At 54.1% G+C, this 19,015-nt stretch carries 19 protein-coding genes; 3 read left to right on the top strand and 16 right to left on the bottom strand.

Translation table 11 applies throughout. The annotated features are described in order from the left end of the window. From FYJ35_RS03990 to FYJ35_RS04060, 15 genes are all read right to left on the bottom strand, one after another. The gene (locus FYJ35_RS03990; RefSeq protein WP_154523519.1) at positions 1 to 552 is read right to left on the bottom strand and encodes a Holliday junction resolvase RecU; all 552 of its coding nucleotides are present in this window, start codon (positions 550 to 552) and stop codon (positions 1 to 3) included. Further along, positions 553 to 1,785, bottom strand: a complete 1,233-nt coding sequence (locus FYJ35_RS03995) for an RluA family pseudouridine synthase (protein WP_154523522.1) — start codon at positions 1,783 to 1,785, stop codon at positions 553 to 555. A gap of 21 nt (positions 1,786 to 1,806) precedes the next feature. Beyond that, positions 1,807 to 2,436, bottom strand: a complete 630-nt coding sequence (locus tag FYJ35_RS04000; protein ID WP_154523525.1) for a hypothetical protein — start codon at positions 2,434 to 2,436, stop codon at positions 1,807 to 1,809. Then, positions 2,433 to 4,298, bottom strand: a complete 1,866-nt coding sequence (locus FYJ35_RS04005; protein ID WP_235906370.1) for a YgiQ family radical SAM protein — start codon at positions 4,296 to 4,298, stop codon at positions 2,433 to 2,435. Before FYJ35_RS04005 ends, FYJ35_RS04000 begins: the two co-directional genes overlap by 4 nt. Positions 4,299 to 4,625: 327 nt before the next feature. Beyond that, positions 4,626 to 5,303: an HAD family hydrolase gene (locus FYJ35_RS04010; protein ID WP_328597039.1), complete on the bottom strand. Its 678-nt coding sequence runs from the start codon at positions 5,301 to 5,303 to the stop codon at positions 4,626 to 4,628. Further along, a complete protein-coding gene (locus FYJ35_RS04015; RefSeq protein WP_235906353.1) occupies positions 5,300 to 6,145 on the bottom strand; it encodes a pseudouridine synthase in 846 nt (281 codons plus the stop codon). The genes FYJ35_RS04010 and FYJ35_RS04015 overlap by 4 nt, the downstream gene beginning before the upstream one ends. A 184-nt stretch (positions 6,146 to 6,329) precedes the next feature. Continuing rightward, the gene (locus FYJ35_RS04020) at positions 6,330 to 6,971 is read right to left on the bottom strand and encodes an ATP synthase subunit B family protein (protein ID WP_154523532.1); all 642 of its coding nucleotides are present in this window, start codon (positions 6,969 to 6,971) and stop codon (positions 6,330 to 6,332) included. Further along, the gene (gene coaD, locus FYJ35_RS04025) at positions 6,955 to 7,476 is read right to left on the bottom strand and encodes a pantetheine-phosphate adenylyltransferase (RefSeq protein ID WP_154523535.1); all 522 of its coding nucleotides are present in this window, start codon (positions 7,474 to 7,476) and stop codon (positions 6,955 to 6,957) included. The genes FYJ35_RS04020 and coaD overlap by 17 nt, the downstream gene beginning before the upstream one ends. Continuing rightward, the gene (rsmD, locus tag FYJ35_RS04030; protein ID WP_268892525.1) at positions 7,442 to 8,092 is read right to left on the bottom strand and encodes a 16S rRNA (guanine(966)-N(2))-methyltransferase RsmD; all 651 of its coding nucleotides are present in this window, start codon (positions 8,090 to 8,092) and stop codon (positions 7,442 to 7,444) included. Before rsmD ends, coaD begins: the two co-directional genes overlap by 35 nt. Further along, positions 8,093 to 8,497: a methylglyoxal synthase gene (locus tag FYJ35_RS04035; RefSeq protein WP_154523541.1), complete on the bottom strand. Its 405-nt coding sequence runs from the start codon at positions 8,495 to 8,497 to the stop codon at positions 8,093 to 8,095. A 146-nt stretch (positions 8,498 to 8,643) separates the two neighbouring features. Further along, positions 8,644 to 9,579: a 1-phosphofructokinase gene (gene pfkB / locus FYJ35_RS04040; protein WP_154523999.1), complete on the bottom strand. Its 936-nt coding sequence runs from the start codon at positions 9,577 to 9,579 to the stop codon at positions 8,644 to 8,646. Positions 9,580 to 9,644: 65 nt separating this feature from the next. Continuing rightward, a complete protein-coding gene (locus FYJ35_RS04045) occupies positions 9,645 to 10,175 on the bottom strand; it encodes a dihydrofolate reductase (protein ID WP_154523544.1) in 531 nt (176 codons plus the stop codon). 14 nt (positions 10,176 to 10,189) lie between these two features. Further along, a complete protein-coding gene (gene thyA, locus FYJ35_RS04050) occupies positions 10,190 to 11,038 on the bottom strand; it encodes a thymidylate synthase (RefSeq protein ID WP_154523547.1) in 849 nt (282 codons plus the stop codon). A gap of 112 nt (positions 11,039 to 11,150) precedes the next feature. Beyond that, a complete protein-coding gene (locus tag FYJ35_RS04055; protein ID WP_154523550.1) occupies positions 11,151 to 12,320 on the bottom strand; it encodes a DHHW family protein in 1,170 nt (389 codons plus the stop codon). Positions 12,321 to 12,517: 197 nt separating this feature from the next. Then, a complete protein-coding gene (locus FYJ35_RS04060; protein ID WP_154523553.1) occupies positions 12,518 to 13,936 on the bottom strand; it encodes an MBOAT family O-acyltransferase in 1,419 nt (472 codons plus the stop codon). Positions 13,937 to 14,067: 131 nt separating this feature from the next. On the opposite strand from FYJ35_RS04060, the gene FYJ35_RS04065 reads away from it, so the two are divergent. Then, positions 14,068 to 15,267, top strand: a complete 1,200-nt coding sequence (locus FYJ35_RS04065) for a GDSL-type esterase/lipase family protein (protein WP_154523556.1) — start codon at positions 14,068 to 14,070, stop codon at positions 15,265 to 15,267. 161 nt (positions 15,268 to 15,428) lie between these two features. Beyond that, positions 15,429 to 15,914: a DUF4358 domain-containing protein gene (locus FYJ35_RS04070; RefSeq protein WP_154523559.1), complete on the top strand. Its 486-nt coding sequence runs from the start codon at positions 15,429 to 15,431 to the stop codon at positions 15,912 to 15,914. A gap of 207 nt (positions 15,915 to 16,121) precedes the next feature. On the opposite strand, the gene FYJ35_RS04075 is transcribed toward FYJ35_RS04070, so the two are convergent. Next, the gene (locus FYJ35_RS04075) at positions 16,122 to 17,543 is read right to left on the bottom strand and encodes a Sapep family Mn(2+)-dependent dipeptidase (protein WP_154523562.1); all 1,422 of its coding nucleotides are present in this window, start codon (positions 17,541 to 17,543) and stop codon (positions 16,122 to 16,124) included. 148 nt (positions 17,544 to 17,691) lie between these two features. Here FYJ35_RS04075 and FYJ35_RS04080 point away from each other — a divergent pair, with 148 nt between their 5' ends. Beyond that, positions 17,692 to 18,870: a MerR family transcriptional regulator gene (locus FYJ35_RS04080; RefSeq protein WP_154523565.1), complete on the top strand. Its 1,179-nt coding sequence runs from the start codon at positions 17,692 to 17,694 to the stop codon at positions 18,868 to 18,870. Positions 18,871 to 19,015: the final 145 nt, after the last annotated feature.

A 19,015-nucleotide genomic window follows, 5' to 3' on the forward strand; every position in this document is an offset into this window, starting at 1 on the left:
TCAAGGGGAGCAGGCCTCCTCTCTCCCGTCCAGATCGAGTTGAAGGGCGTCAAGATACGGAAGCAGGAACCCGTGCCGGTTCGGCCAGATCCGATACCGGGTGTCGATTTCATTGAAGGGAATCGACTTTCGTCCTCCCGCCTCCTTCCTGTCCCAGGCTTTCTTCAGGTCGCAGAACGGCATATAGTAAAACTCATCCCGCCCCGAATAATAAATCACCAGAAACGAAATGCCTCTCTGTCTCTCGAAGGCTTCCATGAACCGTACCTGATGCTCATGGACGTTCTGCAGGCTGAAGGTATCCGTCTTGCTTTCCTTTGCATCAAAGCAGACCGGAATTCCCTGCACGGCACCGATATAGTCGACGGTGCTCTTCTGGTCAAAGTATGCCAGTGTGATGTGGCGGGTCTCCTTATCGAAATTGATCGGCGTGATCGGTGTCGGAATCTTCTGGACCAGCGCCAGATGTTTTTCCTGATACTGTTCATTGGTCCGGTTGAGCAGTTCCTCAAGCGTACTGCCCCGGAGCCCTCTTGACTGCCAGGTTGCCATTTATCCCTCCCCCATGACCCTCCGGAAATCCGCCGGAAGCGGTGCCGTGAAGGTTCTGCCCGAAAGCTTCTCCAGAGGCGGATCCATCACGGGAAATGTCAGTCTCCCGGCATGAAGAAGCTGTCTTCTGACACTGAACCTTCTGGCCAGATATGCATTCACGCCAGCGTCTCCATACTTCGGGTCCCCGGCTACCGGGTGTCCGACCGATGCCAGATGCGCCCGGATCTGGTGGCTGCGTCCCGTCAGAAGGTCGACATCCAGAAGCGTCAGCACAGGCTGGCGCTTCTGAAAGCCGGTCCCATCTGACCTGCCAGTGCACTCTCTTCCGGCAAATGCCCCGGGTGTCTTCGTCAGACAGACCGCCTGCTCCGGCGTATAGCTGGTCCGGATTCGCTGTGCGCCTTTTTCCTCCCGGTCCAGGATCCGGACCGTGTTTGTACGCGCATCCTTGACGAGCCATCCATCAATTTTCTGACCGCTCTTCACTTCCCCGCAGACCAGCGCCTGATAGTGCTTGCTGACCGCGCGGTCCCGAAAGAGAGCGGACAGTGCCTGCAGTCCACGCACGGTTTTACCGATTGCGACAATCCCGCTTGTATTCCGGTCAAGACGGTTGCAGACTGAAGGCCGGACCGTCTGAAGCTCCCTCTGTGTGATCGCTCCTTCCCTCAGCAGGTAACCGATCGCGTACTCGTTGAGCGATAAATCTTCCGGCTTTGCCTTCTGTGTCAGCATTCCGGCCGGCTTGCTGACCAGAAGCACATGTTCATCCTCATACAGGATCCGGACGGAAGAAGGAAAGGTTGGAAATGGCAAGGCTATCTCTCTCTGCTCTCTGCCTCCCCTTCCCGACACTTTCCGGCCAGGCGCTTCCCCGCCAGGCGCTTTCCCGCCCGACACTTCACTGCCAGGCGCGTCCCTGCCCGGCGCTCCATTTTCCAAAGCGTAAGGCTTCTCTGCGGGAAGTGCCCGGTTCCTGCCGGGAACCGCCTCAACGCCCGGAACAGCCCCGCCGCAGAGCTTCTCCAGTGTTTCCTCGGCGAAATAAAGGCGGACCATATCGCCCGCCTCCAGTTTTTCATTTCCATGCGCCTTATGACCATTCAGCGTGATATTTTTCTTCCGGAGCATCTTGTAGATGAATCCGGCATGCGCCTCTCTGAGGGAGCGCTCCAGAAAATGATCCAGCCGCATACCTGCCTGAAGGGCAGTCATCACGATCTCTCTCATAGCTCTCCGTCCGGTCTGTTCTCAGACCGATATGTTCCGGATGACCCGCATAACCGCCTCATCCCGTGTTTCCCCTTCATGGACTGCGTCCGCCGCATGCTTCAGATTCGCCCGGTATTTGTCCGGATCCTGCGCCAGCGCCCGGATCCGGTCCCTGTACTGGTCAAGGTTCAGAAAAATATGAACATTCATCCCGTACAGCCCATTGCTGCTCAGAATCTTTTCGATATGCTTCTGCATGAACTCGAACAGCCCCCGGTTCGCGCTCGTGTAGGCTGCAACAAAACTGCCGCAGACAACAACCGCGTCCAGAGCAAGCCTGCCCTCCTCCGCGGTCACGCAGAGCTCATATCCCCGCACAAGATTTCCGGCGATCGTCTCCGTCGCCTCATACGCCTCCCGGGAAAATGGCTTCTGCAGAAGTGCCATGATCATGCTGACCGTCCACTTTGCCGCCGGAAGAATCCCGAGGATCGCAATGAGCGTGAACATATTTTTCCGGGTATGGTACCGGAAGATTCCTGTAAAATAAATCAGCAGTACAATGCCGTACATCAGGATGACAATCGCGATCCGCTTCTTCTTCTCCCAGGAAAAATATCCGTGCATCCCCTTTTCAGGATGCCGCTTTCTCTGTTCCTTCTCCATCATCTGCCCTGTCCTCTATATCCCTTCCGTCCTCTGTCCTTGTCCTCCGTCCTGCGCGTCTTCCAGCCTGCAGACGCCGGTTTGTTTCCCTGATCCGGCCGTCTCCCGGGTTCCGGCCGGATCAGACACTTCGGTCCGTACCCGATCAGATCCTCTCGCCCGGTCAGATGAAGCGCTTCCTCGACAAGGCTGTGCAGCTTCGGGTTCTTATACTGCATCAGCGCCCGCTGCATGGCCTTCTCATGCGGATCCTTCGGCACATAGACCGGCTTCATTGTCCTTGGATCAATCCCCGTCGCATACATGATGGTCGATACGGTGGACGGTGTCGGATAAAAATCCTGCACCTGCTCCGGCTGGTGGTGGATATCTCTGAGATACTCCGCCAGCTCCACCGCATCCTGGAGCGTACTGCCCGGGTGAGAACTGATCATATACGGGACCAGAAACTGGTTCATATGGCAGCTCTGATTCATCCTGTAATAGCGCTGCACAAACTGCCTGTAGACGCTGTTCTTCGGCTTGCCCATCATATAGAGCACCCGCTCCGACACATGCTCCGGAGCGACCTTCAGCTGCCCGGAAATATGATAGCTCACAAGCTCCCTCAGAAAGTCATCGTTTTTGTCCAGACACACGTAGTCAAACCGGACGCCGGAGCGCACAAACACCTTCCGGACACCCGGGATCGCCCTGAGTTTTTTCAGAAGGTTCGTGTAGGCCACATGGGACACCTCGAGATTCCGGCACGGCTCCGGCCAGAGACACTCACGGTTCGGGCAGACGCCCTTCGTCAGCTGCTTTCTGCAGGAAGGCTGGTGGAAATTCGCGGTCGGTCCTCCGACATCGTGGATGTACCCCTTGAACAGCGGATCCTTTGTCATCCGCTCCGCCTCCGCCAGGATGGACTCGTCTGAGCGTGTCTGCACGATTCTGCCCTGGTGAAACGTCAGCGCGCAGAAGCTGCAGCCTCCGAAGCACCCCCTGTTTGAAATGATCGAGAACCGCACCTCCTCCAGCGCCGGGATTCCGCCCTCGCTGATGTAGTCCGGATGGTAGGTCCCCGCGTACGGAAGTGCGTAGACGTCGTCCATTTCCTGCTGCGTCAGCGGTTTCGCAGGCGGATTCTGGACCACCCAGACCGTTCCGTACGGCTCGACCAGGCGCATTCCGTTGAACGGATCCGTATTCTGCATCTGAATCCTGAAGCTTTTTGCCAGATTCAGCCTGTCCGCCTGGAGCTCCTCGTAGGATGGCAGCATCAGATAATCGACAACATCCTCCTGCCGCTTTGTCTTATAGCAGGTTCCCGCGATAAAGGTAATATTGCTGATGTCAAGTCCGCTGTCCAGCGCATCCGCAATCTCAACGATCGAGTGCTCGCCCATCCCGTAGGAGATCAGGTCTGCGCCGCAGTCCATCAGAAGCGACCGTCTGATTTTGTTCTCCCAGTAATCGTAATGCGCAAGCCGTCTCAGAGAAGCTTCGATACCGCCGGCGATGATGGGAACATCGCGAAAGACACTCCGGATCAGGTTGCAGTAAACCATGCAGGCACGATCCGGCCGTTTTCCACTTACGCCTCCCGGTGTGTACGCATCCTCATGCCGGCGCTTTTTAAAGACGGTGTAATGATTCACCATCGAGTCCATGTTTCCGGCTGATACCAGAAAGCCCAGCCTCGGACGTCCCAGCACGGTCACCGACTCCGGATTCTTCCAGTCCGGCTGCGCAATGATGCCGACACTGTAGCCATGCGCCTCCAGCACTCTGGAGATGATGGCAGCCCCGAAGGAGGGATGATCCACATAGGCATCGCCTGTCACATAGACAAAATCCAGCTGCCGGATTCCGCGCGCCTCCATGTCCGCTCTGGAAACCGGAAGGAACCGCTCTCTCGGAATATCCCCTTGGGGGACATGTGCACGCGATGCATGCCGGCTCGCAGTCTCTTCTACGCGTCTTTTCAAAGAAGCCGCTCCCGGCCCTCCGGTATGCCGCTGTCCGTCCCCGGACTTTCCGTCATTCATCCTCCCGCTTCCTGCAAGATACTTCGCTCTGCTTTCTGGCTTTTCCATGATTCTGCTTCCCCGGCCCTGGTTCATGGTCCCTCCTTCCCTCCTTACTTCCTGCCTTTCTTCCGAAAACCCGTTTTCTTCCTGTCAGAACCTGTCTGTTTCGGACAGCCTTCTTTACAGCAGAAGCTCCCTGAAATCTTCGATAAAAAAGTCACAGACCTCCACAAGCTCTGCCCTCCGATCCTCTGAGTATGCATCCGCCACGCCGCAGACAGTCATCCCGGCCCGTTTTCCGGCAATTGCACCGCTTATGACATCTTCAAAAACGATGGACCGGGCGGGTATTACATCGATTTGCCTTGCCGCTTCCAGATAAATATCCGGGCTTGGCTTTCCTTTTCCGACATCGTCCGCAGTCAGGATCCGATCGAACAGCCCAAGCACATCATTTGCCTGAAGAGCTGTTTCCGCCAGTCTCCTTGAATTGCTGGTGCAGATCGCAAGCTTCACACCCTCCCTGCGCATGGTCTCCAGCAGCTGCCTGGCCCCTGCCTTGAGCGGGACCTTCGTCCTGTATCGCTCATACGCCATCTGGTTCCAGTCCTCCTGCATCTGTTCCAGCGAATCTGGAATCCGGAACCGCATTTTGAAGAGCTCTGCGGTCTCCGACATGCTGAGTCCCTCGATGTCTCTCTGCAGCGCCCGTATATCACAGCCCTCAGCGCCTGAAAAGCGTGACAAATACTCAAGATCGATGTCTGTCCACATCCACATGGAATCCACCAGCGTCCCGTCCAGGTCAAACAGGGCTGCACTCTTATCCTTCAGAATCCTGCTGTCTGTCCTCTTCACGGTTCCTCCACCCTGACTGTATTTGCCTCCTCATACAGCTCCCTGAGTTCCCTGGCTGTCAGAGGCCTGTAAGCACCTGGCGCAAGCTCTCTGTCGAGCGTCAGACTTCCAATCGCGAGTCTCTTCAGGAAGATGACCTTCCCGCCGACTGTCTCAAACATCCGCTTCACCTGGTGGAACTTGCCCTCCCTCAGGGCGACTGCACAGAGGCTCTGGCCTTCCCCGCAGCGGGAATAGTCCCCCAGTGTCAGACTTTCTGAGCAAATCTGCCGCATACGGAGCGACAGCCCGGACGGAAGCGCCTCCGTCTCTCTCTGCCCTGCACCTTCGCCGCTCTCCTTCTCTATACTCCAGAGAAAGTCTCCGTCAATTGAAAGCCGTCTCATAACCGCCGGGAGGGTCGGGTGCTTTTCTCCGATCTCCATCCCGCCGAGAAACATATCCTCGTGTGCTTTTGTCATCTCTCCCTCAACAACGGCAAAATAGATCTTCCAGACATGCCTGGATGGTGATATAAGCCTGTGTACCAGCATTCCATCGTTTGTCAGAAGAAGCAGACCTTCCGTATCTTTATCGAGGCGTCCCGCCGGGAACAGCTTCCGGGCATAGGGCTGTGCAATCAGGTCAAGCACCGTCCGGGCTCTCCTGTCCTCTGTCACGGAAAGTACCCCCTGCGGCTTATTCAACATCAGGTACACCATCCCTGCTGCCTTTACCTGTTTTCCACCGATCAGAATCTCATCGGAGGAAGGATTGATCTTCTGCTCCGGCCGGAGAGCAGTTATCCCGTTGACCTCTACAAGACCGCTTTTGATTTTCTTCTTCACTTCGCTCCTGGTCATCTCCGACTCTCCGGATAAGAACCTGTCAAGCCTCATCATGCTATCGTTCTGCTGCACTGTTTCACCCTTCCTGCCGAGCTGTCATATATTCCTTCAAGCCGCAGCCGTCTTTACAACAAGAGGCATCTGTCTTCCGACAGATGCCTCGTCATCTTCCTGTCTCCGAAGAAGAGCAGCCTGCCGGTCACTCCTCGTCTTTCTCTTTGTTTTCTTCCGAATCGGCTGCTTTGTCTTCCTCCGTATCCTCTTCGCTGACATCCGGCTTCGTCTGATAACTGGATGGCGCAAGCTGCGGGGAAAGCTCCCTGCGGTTCTTCGTGACAATGTCATAGCAGGACTGAATCGAATTGATGAAGTTATTGTACCGTGTCCCAGCTGAGTCCAGCGTATGCCCCATGATCTTCTCAAGATTATCAAGCATCTCGTCCGTGTAGGCAATCGCACTCACACGGATATTGTTGGCATCGGTTGTCGCTTTGTCCACAATCTCCTGCGCCTGCTGGTTGGTCTGCTCGATCAGACGGTTGGACTGCTCCAGCGCCTTCTGCATCACTTCACTCTCGCTGACAATCTTGTCCGCCTTCGCCTGCGCATCCGCGATGATCGTATCTGCCTTCTGCTGGGCATCTGCAAGAATGGCGTCCTTGTTGCTGATGATCTTCTGGTACCGCTTGATCTCATCGGGCGTCTTCATCCGCAGCTCACGGAGCATCTCCTCAAGCTCTTCCTTGTTGACCACAATCTTTGTGGAGGACAGTGCCTGAAACTTGCAGCCGTCGATATATTCTTCAATCTCTTCAATGATCTGTTCAATTCTGCTGGCCATCTTCTATACTCTCCTTAAAAGAAATCAGTCCATACTTTTCCTTCACGGCCTTCTCCACGGGTGACGGCACGAACCTGGAGATATCGCCTCCATAGGAGGCCACTTCCCGCACGGTCGTAGAACTCAGGTATGCATACTGAAGGCTGGTTGTCAGAAAGATGGTATCGATTGTCGGATCCATGATCCGGTTGGTCTGCGCCATCTGCAGCTCATATTCAAAATCCGTGATTGCCCGCAGCCCGCGAACGATAAATTCCGCTCCCTCTTCCTTCGCGAACTCGACCGACAAGCCTGAAAACGACTTGATCCGGACATTGCTGATGTCACTTGTCACAATCTGTAACATTTTAACACGTTCCTGAACAGAAAACAATGGCGTTTTCGCCTTATTCACAAGCACTGCCACGATCAGCTGATCTACCATCTCGGCGGACCGTTTGATAATGTCCAGGTGACCGTATGTGACCGGGTCAAAGCTTCCCGGATAAACCGCAACTCTTCTCATCTGTGCTACCCATCGTCTCCGGTACCGCTTTGGGTTCCGCTGCATATTTTTTCAGAAAGACGTGTTTGCTCTTTTTTCCGTATTCCTTCACACGCTCGATCCGGTACCCGAGCGCCTCCGCTTCCGAAAAATCGGTCTCCAGCGATGCCTCCACAACGATCAGTGTCTGATCATCCGCAATCGAGCTGCCTGAAAGCGCACGGAGCGTCTCCATCTCAAGACCCTTGTCATAGGGCGGATCCATGAAGATCACGCCGAACGGGCGCTCGCCGTCCATCCCGATGACTGTCCGTACCACATCTCCTGCGATCACACGTCCCTTGTCCGCAAGGTGTGTGAAATTCAGGTTGGCACGAATCACGGTCACCGCCTGCCTGCTGCTGTCGACAAATGCGGCAGAGGAGGCTCCTCTGCTGAGGGCCTCGATCCCGATCGCCCCCGAACCGGCATACAGATCCAAAAATCTGCAGCCGGGGATCAGCGGTGCCAGTATATTGAACAGCGTCTCCTTGATCCGGTCTGTCGTCGGTCTCGTCTGCATCCCGGCCACTGTCCGGAGCGGAAGGCTCCTTGCACTTCCGGCTATAACTCTCATCTGAAACTCCTTCTTTTTCAGTCAGTCATCATGCCTGACATTGTTCCGCCAGTCAAAATCCCCCCGGTCCATCGCCAGAATCATGGCTTCTGCCGTCGCGATGTTCGTTGCAACCGGGATATTATAACGGTCACATTCCTGTGTGACCGAAAGAATATCGAGCTGGTTGGGGCTCGTCTCAATCGGATTGTAGAAATAGATGACCAGATCCAGATCATTTCTCTGGATTCTGTCGATAAACTGGTTCTCGCCGCCGACGGAACCGGAAAGGAACTTATGAACGTGCAGATTTGTCGCCTGCTCGATCCGCCGTCCGGTCATCTCCGTTGCGTACAGATTATGTTTTGCAAGTATGGACTTGTAAGCCACACAGAAGTTCTCTATCAGGTCTTTTCTGTTGCTGTCAGCAATAAAACCAATATTCATCTTTCTGCCTCCCTGTGACAGCGCCCCTGACCCACAAATCATATGTGAATTATTTACATAATTTGTGCATCATTGTTGCGAATATCTGTTATCTTTCACAGTATAACATACTCGTTGCCGCTTTGCTGATAAATTGAGGCAAAATCTCAGTCTTTTTGTTTCCTTTGGATATCAAACGATGTCGTTCTCATCAGATAGCAGATTTCCTTCTTCGTGGTCATCGTCAGATTAAAGGCCTTGGCTGCTCCTGCACACAATCCCTCCTTGAATGCCATCTCATAGTCGCCATCGGAATCCAGATAGCCTGCCAGAAATCCTGCGATCATGGAGTCACCTGCACCGACGGTATTGACCACCTTTCCCTTGAGCGCATCTGAGCTGAAGATCTCACCCTGCTCGGTCAGAAGAACCGCGCCATCTCCCCCGAGGGAGACCAGCACATTGCGCGCTCCCATATTCTGGAGCTTTGCTGCATACGGGACCGCCTCCTCACGGCTGTGGATCCGGACACCGAAGATGTCCCCCAGCTCGTCGGCATTCGGCTTGATCAGCCAGGGGTGATACTTCAGCGTGCCGGTCAGAAGCTCCTTTTCCGCATCGACAATTACACGAAGCCTCCGTCCCTTCAAAAATTCCAGAATCTGCTCGTACATATCGGAAGGAAGGGACGGAGGGATATGTCCGGCCAGGACAATCGTGTCCCCATCGATTAGGAACCGGAGCCTGCTAAACAGTGTCCCGATATCCTCCTGTGTGATCTCAGGCCCCTGCCCGTTGATCGCCGTCTCCGCATCGGAACGGATCTTCATATTGATCCGGGACATGCCCCGCTCAACCTGAATAAAATTGCCTTCCACGCCACCGACCCGGAGCAGTCGTTTGATTTCGGCACCTGTGAACCCCGCGATAAATCCCATCGCGGTTGTCAGGTACCCAAGATCATTGAGGACAAGCGATACATTCACGCCCTTTCCGCCCGGGAAGACATCCTCTGATTGTGTCCGGTTAATAGCGCCTGTCTGAAAATGATCAACTGAGACCACATAATCCAACGTCGGGCTCAGCGTCACAGTATATATCATCATCTTCCTCCATGCGAATAGAAATCCGACCTCATCTGCGTGCTGGTTTCAATATACAACATTTTTTACGGAATCTGAACATGTTCTTTAACATTTATCGGTCGATTCGTCCTTCTGTATATCAGAAAATGGTACGTCAGATCGAAGTATGCATATTCCTCGCTTTTCTCAGCGCATCGAAAATCAGGATTCTCATCCAGGTTCGGGAAATAGGCATCCGCCTGATAGCCTCTGTCAATTTTCGTCACATAGACAGTCTCCGTGTACGGAAGAAGCTGCCGGTAGACGCTCTCCCCGCCGATACAGAAAACCTCCTGTCCCCTGCAGTTTTCGCGAAGATACGCCATCAGCTCCCCGATATCATGAACAACGGCTGCACCATCCGGTTTGAAATCTTCATTCCGGGTCAGGACAATATTGGTGCGGTTCTTCAAAGGTCTTCCGCCCGGAAAACTCTCAAGCGTACGTCTTCCCATCACGACCACATGGTTCATCGTCGTTTTGCGGAAAAATTTCATATCCTCAGGTATCGATACAAGCAGCTTATTGCCATAGCCGATCCCCCAGTTCGAATCGACCGCCACAATCATATTCATATGTCGTTTCCTCCTCAGATCGCAACCGGGATGTTCCGGATCTGCTCATGGTACTGATAGTTCTCGACATGAAGATCGTCGGTTGTAAATTGATAAAAATCGTGGACCTCCGGATTCAGCCAGACCTTCGGCGCCGGATAGGGCTCCCTGCTGATCAGTTCCTGAATCAGCGGCACATGACGGTCGTAGATGTGCGCATCCGCAATCATATGGACAAGAACCCCCGGCACCATGTCGGATACCTGTGCGATCATCATCAGAAGAAGCGCATACTGGGCAACATTCCAGTTGTTCGCGGTCAGAACATCGTTGGACCGCTGGTTCAGCACGGCATTGAGCACCAGCTTCCCGTCCCCCCGTTCCTGCGTGACATTGAATGTCATGCTGTAGGCACACGGGTAGAGATTCATCTCATGGAGATCCTGATGCACATAGAGATTCGTCAGGATCCGCCTGCTGAACGGATTGTGTCTGAGATCATAGAGGACACGGTCTGTCTGATCAAAAAGGCCTTCCTTATAGACGTGCTTCACCCCCATCTGGTAGCCGTACGCCTTTCCGATGGAACCGTCCTCGTCCGCCCACTCATCCCAGATGTGACTGTGGAGGTCATGCACATTGTTCGACTTCCGCTGCCAGATCCACAAAATCTCATCCATGGCGCTCTTCAGGGCCGTCCGCCGCAGCGTCAGTGCGGGGAACTCCTTCCTGAGGTCGTACCGGTTGCAGATGCCAAATTGCTTGATCGTGTAGGCCGGCGTTCCGTCCGGCCAGTGCGGCCGGACCTTCTCTCCGCGCGTATCCGTTCCATTCTCCAGAATGTCTCTGCACATGTTGATAAAAATATGATCACATTGACTCATGTTCTTCTCCTTGAAGATGCCGCCCCGTATTCTGGGTTTTGTCCTGTGTCCGCGTTCTGTTTCCTATGACCGCATCTTGTCTCCTGTTGCCGCGTTCTGTGCTTTCGTCGATTCAGGTCCCCAGCTTTGCAAACGATGTCTCCTCCGCAAACCCGGACGCATTCTGCAGAAACAGGATATCCGTATAGCCACCCGAGGCGATCAGATCCGACAGGCTTGCGTTGTAGTACCGCAGATCCAGCAGGTCGACCTCATCGAAGTCCGCATATGTGAACGGAGCAAAGCAATGCGCATACGAGTCCTTGATGATCAGAAGCTTTCGCCCTGTCCTGCTCTCCGGCATCTTCGACTGAATCAATCCATAATTTCCGCCATAAAAGTACGAATACTTGTCTTTTTTGTCCAGGAAGGAATCATCATAGATGCTGTTTCTCACATCGTCCGACTGGTTGTAAACCAGGTAATAGTCCTCTGCTTCAGCCGGATCATAGCGCTGGATACTGTCTGCCCGCCCCCGGATGCCGAGTTTGGATGAAATGGTTCCCTCAAAATCCTCCGTCACCGTGACCGGGCTGTAGACTCCGACGGAAAACCCCTTCTCCTTCGCCCATGCCTGGTACACGTACCAGGCGGCAAGCGTCTTCCAGTGGTGGTCTGTGCGGTAGTAAATCTCTTCATCCTTATGTTCGTTCAGAATCTTCCCGGTGTCAAAGAAAACGCCGTCCGGAAGCGCCGCCCGCACCTGACTGATATAGGCTTCCTCATCGTACGGCTGTGCAAAGGCCGGAAGCTTCTCTCTTAGAATATCGACGGCGTTCGGCACGATCATCACGGTCATATGATCCGCCCCAAGCGCCTCCGCTTCCTTCTTTGCAAATGAAGCCAGCAGGCTGATATTGGCCTTCGCCTGGTCGGTTGTAAAGCTTCCCTCGTGACTCTCAATCAGGTAGCCGTCTTTTGCAAAATAAACCCCGCTGATATCCTTCTTTCCGGCCGCCAGCTCAAAGTCTGTCTTCAGTGTGATCCACCCGTCTCGGCCGATAAACTGGTCGGACAAATAGCTCTCATAGTCTTTTGCAAACTGACCGGACAGGAGGGTGTCGATGCTGAAGGAAGGCCGCATCGCAAGCGAGCGGTTTTCCGTCTCGGAGCGCTCATTCTGCGGTTTGATCACCGTCGCCGCCGAAATCCCGAAAATCAGGACCAGAAACATCAGTGTAACATTGACGGAAACTGTCCTGTTCATGGAAGGATGCCAGTCGGCCTCTTTCTGAAATTTCATGTGAATCTACCTCCAATCTGCCGGGCATCTTCTAGCCGGCTCCAGGGGTGCAGCCATGCCCCGCAGACAGTACAGTGCCGGCGGGAATTGATGCGGTGTCAGCCTGAACCGGCACATTGCCCACCGGAACTGGTGCAGTGCCGGTCTGCTATCGGCAGTGCAGGCCGGAATTGATGCAGTGCCAGCGCGTATCTTCCTCAGAAGCGGAAGTACAAAAACGGATTGTAGGACGCCCCGACCAGATACGCAACGCTGAGCAGAAAGACGCCCAGGTAGAATCCGATCCGAAGCACCAGAGTCAGAACGCTGCTGCCCTCCGCGCGCCGGAGCAGCCGCTTTGCCAGCTTCTTCGGAAGCTCTGTACTGCCAAGAATCAGGCACACCATCAGAACCGCATTTGAATAAAGAAGGTAGATGCTCTCCTTCGATAAAAAACCCGCGGCCGGGACAAACATTGCCTTCAGGTATCCCATTTTCCCGGTAATCTCGTTGAAGGAAAAGATGAACCAGCCGATCATTACCGAAAACATCGTATAGACGTGCTGAACTGCGGACGGAAGCTTCTCCAGATACTTTCCGAAGAGCAGCTTCTCAAACAGCAGCAGCACACCGTAGTAGACACCCCAGAGCATGAAATTCCAGTCTGCCCCGTGCCAGATTCCGGTCAGAAGCCAGACAACCATGATGTTGCGGATCTGCTTCCACTTTCCCTTCCGGTTGCCTCCGAGCGGGATGTAGACATATTCACGGAACCAGGTTCCGAGCGAGATGTGCCACCGTCTCCAGAATTCCGTCACGCTCCTTGACTCATACGGGTGTTCAAAGTTCTCGAGAAAGCGGAACCCGAACATATGGCCAAGCCCGATCGCCATATCCGAATAGCCGGAGAAATCGTAATAGATCTGGAATGTATAGGCAGCAATTCCGATCCAGGCTGTCAGGGTCGGAATCCCTGCCGGATCCTGCACCTTGATGCTGTCCCAGAGCACGCCTGCATTGTTCGCCAGAAGAACCTTCTTCCCAAGTCCTATCATGAAACGGTTGACACCATCCGCAAACTCCTGTGTGCTCTCCGTCCTCGATCTCAGCTGCGCATCGATCGTCTTGTACTGAACGATCGGCCCTGCAATCAGCTGTGGAAACATCGTGACGTAAGCGCCATAGGAGATGACATTCTTCTGGACGGCCGCATTCCCGCGGTACACATCGATGACATACGATATCGTCTGGAAGGTATAAAAGGAGATGCCGATCGGAAGCGTGAGCGAAAGCAGCGGGATTGACGAGCCGGACAGACTGTTGACGGTTCTCAGAATAAAATTCGCATACTTGAAGTATGCCAGAAGTCCGAGCCCGGCCGCCACGGCTGCGGTCAGTGCCACCTTTGCCTTTCTGTCCTCCCCCGCTCTGCGGAAATGGTCGACCAGAAGACCTCCCGTGTAGGAGACCAGAATCGATACGATCATCAGAAAGACGTAAACCGGCTCTCCCCATGCATAAAAAACAAGGCTGACAAGGAGAAGGACCAGATTCCGGAGCTTTGCCGGGACAACATAATAAATAAGAAGAACTACCGGCAGAAACCGGAAAAGAAACAGCAGACTGCTGAAAACCATTCTAGATACCCGCTTGAAAACTGTAAGTTGCTATGCTTTACTTTAAACCCGATTATTATATAATATAAAAATACGCTGTTCAAGATTTCAAACCTGCAGCAGACAATTGTCCAAGAATCGGTGAAAAAACTATGCCATCCTCTCAAACAACTACCAAGACAAGCTCCACCGTCCGCAGAAGGCGGAAAGGGAACTCCGGCCGGACGATGATCCCGCGCCTGCTGGCTCTTGTAATCGTTTTCATTGCTGTCTTTGAAGGCAGAATCATCCATACACTCCTCACGCACCGGGTCAGTCCCTCTTCTTCAGGTGTCACTGCCACGCAGGGAAAGACTGCTTCTGACGCTTCGCAGAACCAGGACAAAACCGCGTCCACCCCATCAGCGGGTGCAGCTTCGACCGGCAGCAACCCGGATCAGGGGCTGGCGGGGCTGGCAACGGTCTCTGTTTCCGGCATGGCGACGGCACAGGCTGATACTGCCGGTACAGACACCTCGCAGCAGACCGATGCATCCGGTTCCGGCGAGACCATCGACAGCGCCGCTGTTGTCCCTGCCCAGAGCGACTCGGTCGATGACTCCTATTTCTCAGACGCCGTTTTCATCGGAGACTCGAGAATGGAAGGCTTCCGGAATGCTTCCGGCATCACACAGGGTACCTTCCTGACCGGCGTCGGCCTCTCCATCAACGACATGGACAAGCAGATCATATCGACGGCGGACGGCAATATATCTGTCTATCAGGGACTGAGCGGCCGGCAGTATAAGAGGATCTACCTGATGCTTGGCACCAATGACCTCGGGTTCTATCCATGGGATCAGTTTCAGCCGACCTTCGAGAAAGCCATCAAACAGTTTCATGCGCTTCAGCCGGATGCCGTCATCTACATCTGCTCGGTCATCTATGTGGAGGAGTCCAAGATCGCGAAGGGCTTTGAGTATGACAACAACCAGAATGTGCAGACAATCAACCAGTACATTCTGTCTACCTGCGAGGATCTGTGGTACAGCTACTATCTCAACCTGAATGAGATCTTTTCGGACGGGAATCATGAACTGATCCCAGGCGCTTCCGCAGATGGGATCCATCTTGAGCCGGAATACTGTGCTCAGATGCTCACTTACCTGAAATCCCACTATATCAGTGACTCCGACTGGAGCCAGGTCTTTGCGGCCAATGGTGGAGACAGTTCTGCCTCCGGCGCTGAGACAGAGGGAGCAGCAGTCAAGACCAGCTCATCCGCTTCCCAGACCGATGAATCCACGGCTCAGTCCGGTGTGTCGGCTGCCACCTCCGGATCCGCTGATACCGGGAATGTCAGTGCGGGCTGACGAGCGCATCTGCCGCATCTGACACCCGGTGCTTTTTCACGCACCCGGAATGTTGCCAAGTTGTGGCTGAGCAGCCTTGCATTGGCTGCTTCAATCTGCTAAGATTCCGTAGGCAAACAGAGTTTCCGGGAAAAAACAATCAAACAATAAGGGGTTATCATATGAAGAGATTTCGTAAAATCACTGCTGTTGTGCTCGCTGCAGTCTGTGCAGCGCTTCTTCTGACCGCCTGCGGCGGGGGATCCTCAAAGGGGACATCTTCCATCGACGTTTCAGCGCTGGCAGATGAGCTGAACAAGGACACCGTCAAGAACGACACACTGACAGAGACCAGTTCCGATATGCTTTCCAGCATTTATTTCTTCAAGGACGGTCAGGTTACGGAGAGCAAGGCATACATGAGCTCCGGCTCCACGGCTGATGAGATCTGTGTTGTCAAGTGCCGGGATGATGCGACCACCGATGATGTGGAGAAGCTCTTCCAGTCCCGGGTTCAGAAGCAGTCCGATCTTTACGCCACCTACAAGGCGGAGGAAAGCGACAAGCTGAAGAAGGCCATCATCAAGTCAACCGGAAGCTACACCGTCTTGGTTGTCTGTGATGACTATGATAAAGCGAACGAGATTCTTTCAAAATACGGATTCTGAGCCATGGGATTCCGAGTCAGAGGATTCGGATCCGGAGTGCCCGGCACCTGAGCTCTGTATCTGGAATGCATGAAGGTCAGACATCAGCAGAAAAAAGTGGGCCGCCAGCCAGTGCCGGGACCCACTTTTTTCTGTATATCTTCCGTCTGTATATCTTCCGTCTGTCGTTCATCCTTCTGAACTGCTCGGGCTGGCTCATCAGCTGCATCAGCCGCACAGCTGGATGATCGTGTCCGCAAAGATTTTCACACTCTTCACAAGCACATCGATATCGACAAATTCATCATCGCCATGCATCCGGTTGTCAACACCTTCCACCTCGCAGCCGAACGCGACACCTCTCTTCAGGCCATGGACATAGGTGCCGCCGCCAATAGCCATCGGCTTGCCCGGCTTGCCGAAATAGCGCTCATAGCTCTGAAGAAGCGTTTTGACAAATGGCGAATCCGCAGGCACATAGTGGGCCGGTGTCATCGGACCATCCTCCATCTCAAAGCCCTTCTGCCGGAGCATGGCTCTGATCTTCTCCGTCAGGTTTTCCTCTGTCGCGCAGAGCGGCGCTCTGCAGTCAAACTCCGCCGTCAGCTTTCCATTCTGAAGCTTCAGGATATCCAGGCTGAGCGTCAGCTCGCCGCTCTCCTCATCGCAAAGATCAACCCCAAGCGCCTTCCCGTGGCAGTCTCCGAACGGAAAGAGCTCAGCCAGTCCTAGGAGTGCATGAGTCGTCTTCGTCCCTGCAAGAGGAAGCCTGCTGATGAAGAAAAGCAGGGCTGTCAGGGCATTGACGGAGCCGTTGTCCGGCATGGCCGCATGGCCTGTCTGCCCCTTAACATGAACGAACTCACGGTCGCTCTTCAGCTCCCAGGTCACAGCCGCCTTTGTCTTCTTCTCTGTCTCTCCCGCCGCCTGTTCAAGCTGCTCCTTCGTCAGTCCCCGGAACGCGGCATCCGCAGTCCCCGGCACGACATTTGCCTTTGAGCCTGCGTCAATTTCAAGGACACAGGGTGTGTGGTAGTCCTCCGGAAGGTCTGCGGTAAACTTTTTCGCCAATCTTGCCTTCTCGATATTGATCAACGGGAAGTTTGCATCAGGCGAAAATGTATATTCTGCCTCCTTCTCAATTCCATAGTAATGCTCCAGATCGGAACTGCCGCACTCCTCGTCTGCACCCAGGATCAGCCGGACGCCATGGCGCAGACCGATGCCCAGCTCCGAGACAGCCCGCATGGCATAGAATGCCGCAACAGCAGGTCCCTTGTCATCCGCTGTTCCTCTTCCATAGAGATAGTGATCTTCCTGAAGCGGCTCAAAGGGCTGCGTTTTCTTCCAGTCCTTCGAAACCGGTACGACATCGAGATGCGCCAGAATGTCCAGGCTCTTCTCTCCATCTCCAGCAAGATCTGCTGTAATGCAGTAGTTGTCATAGTTATGAACCTGAAACCCCTTTGATTCAGCCAGACGCGCCATTGCTGCCAGCGCTGCCGCCGGTCCTTCGCCAAACGGCTTTCCATCCTTCGCCTCGCCCTTTGTGCTGTCGATGCGCACAAGCGCGGAAATATCGTCCGTCATCTCCTGTCTGTGCGCCTCTGCCCATGCGTCCAGACGATTTGCATATTCTGAATGATCCATATGATAACCTCCCATGCTGCGTGATACCCTGCATTATACGCCGTCTTGTTCCGCCTGTCGAAATGTTTCTGCTGCTGTGATACAATCTGTTTCAAACATGTACGATTGATTTGATTGATATGATCGGGAAGGACGGGGAATAGCTGTCATGAAGAAGGAAGGCTATTATTCATCAGGTCAGTTTGCAAAGCTTGCGGATGTCTCAGTCCGGACCATCCGGTTTTACGACCGGCAGAATGTACTCAAGCCCTCTTTTGTGGATGCGCACGGTGCCCGGTTTTACACAGACCGGGATCTGGCATCTCTCCAGCAGATCCTGCTTCTCAAGTACCTCGGCTTTTCTCTGGAGGAGATCCGGGACATGACTATCGGCGGATCGGACTACAGCCACATCTCCCGGATGCTTCGCATTCAGGAAAAACTCGTCCAGGACCGGATCGAACAGATGCAGACGGTCGCCGAGGCGATCCGCGATACGGAGGAAGAGCTCCGCCGCGGCAATGTCAACTGGCAGAATATGCTGGACCTGATCCATCTGACCGGCATGGAGCGTTCCCTTGCATCCCAGTACAGAAGCGCAACGAACCTCTCCGCCCGCATCGCGCTTCACAGCCTCTATTCAACAAACCCGGAAGGGTGGTTTCCCTGGCTCTACCGAAAGCTGGAGCTTGCACCGGGCATGCGTGTCCTGGAGGTCGGCTGCGGAGACGGGGCACTCTGGACCTGCCGGCACGAAGAACTCCCTCGTCCCATCTCCATCGTACTGTCGGATATATCGGACGGCATGATACGGGACGTTCGGCGAAATATACGGCAAGATCTCCAGTCCTTCACCTTCCAGGTCTTCGACTGCGCCAACATTCCGTACGCGGACAATACCTTTGACCTGGTCATCGCCAACCATGTCCTGTTCTATGCGGATGATCTGCCCGGAACGCTTCAGGAGCTTGCACGCGTCCTGAGGCCTGGCGGACGGTTTATCTGCAGCAGCTACAGCAGCCGCCATATGCACGAAATCCGTGATCTTGTCCGCCTCTTCGACAGTCACATCTCGCTCTCACTGGGTCATCTGTATGAGCGCTTCGGTCTTGAAAACGGGCAGTCGCTTCTCTCCCCTGTTTTCTCCTCCGTCCGCCTCCTTCGGTACGAGGACGGATTGAGGATTACCGACCCGCAGCCGCTTATCGAATACATTCTCTCCTGCCATGGCAACCAGAACCAGTATCTGGTCAACCGGTACAAAGAGTTTCAGTCATTCGTAAAAGAACAGGTTGGAAATGAATTCTACGTCACAAAAGATGCCGGTATTTTCGTCTGCAGGCTCTGATCGCCTTAAATTTTCTGTATTTTCTCCAAGGGCTTGAAGGTGACGTAGCGTCACCATATACACTGTAGCCAGTCAAGGGCCTCCGAAGTCTGTACGTGTCATACAGAATCCTCCGTTTTTCCGGCAGGTCCCAGTACGAGAAAGG

The sequence above is a fragment of the Porcincola intestinalis genome (assembly GCF_009696445.1).
Classification (GTDB): domain Bacteria; phylum Bacillota; class Clostridia; order Lachnospirales; family Lachnospiraceae; genus Porcincola; species Porcincola intestinalis.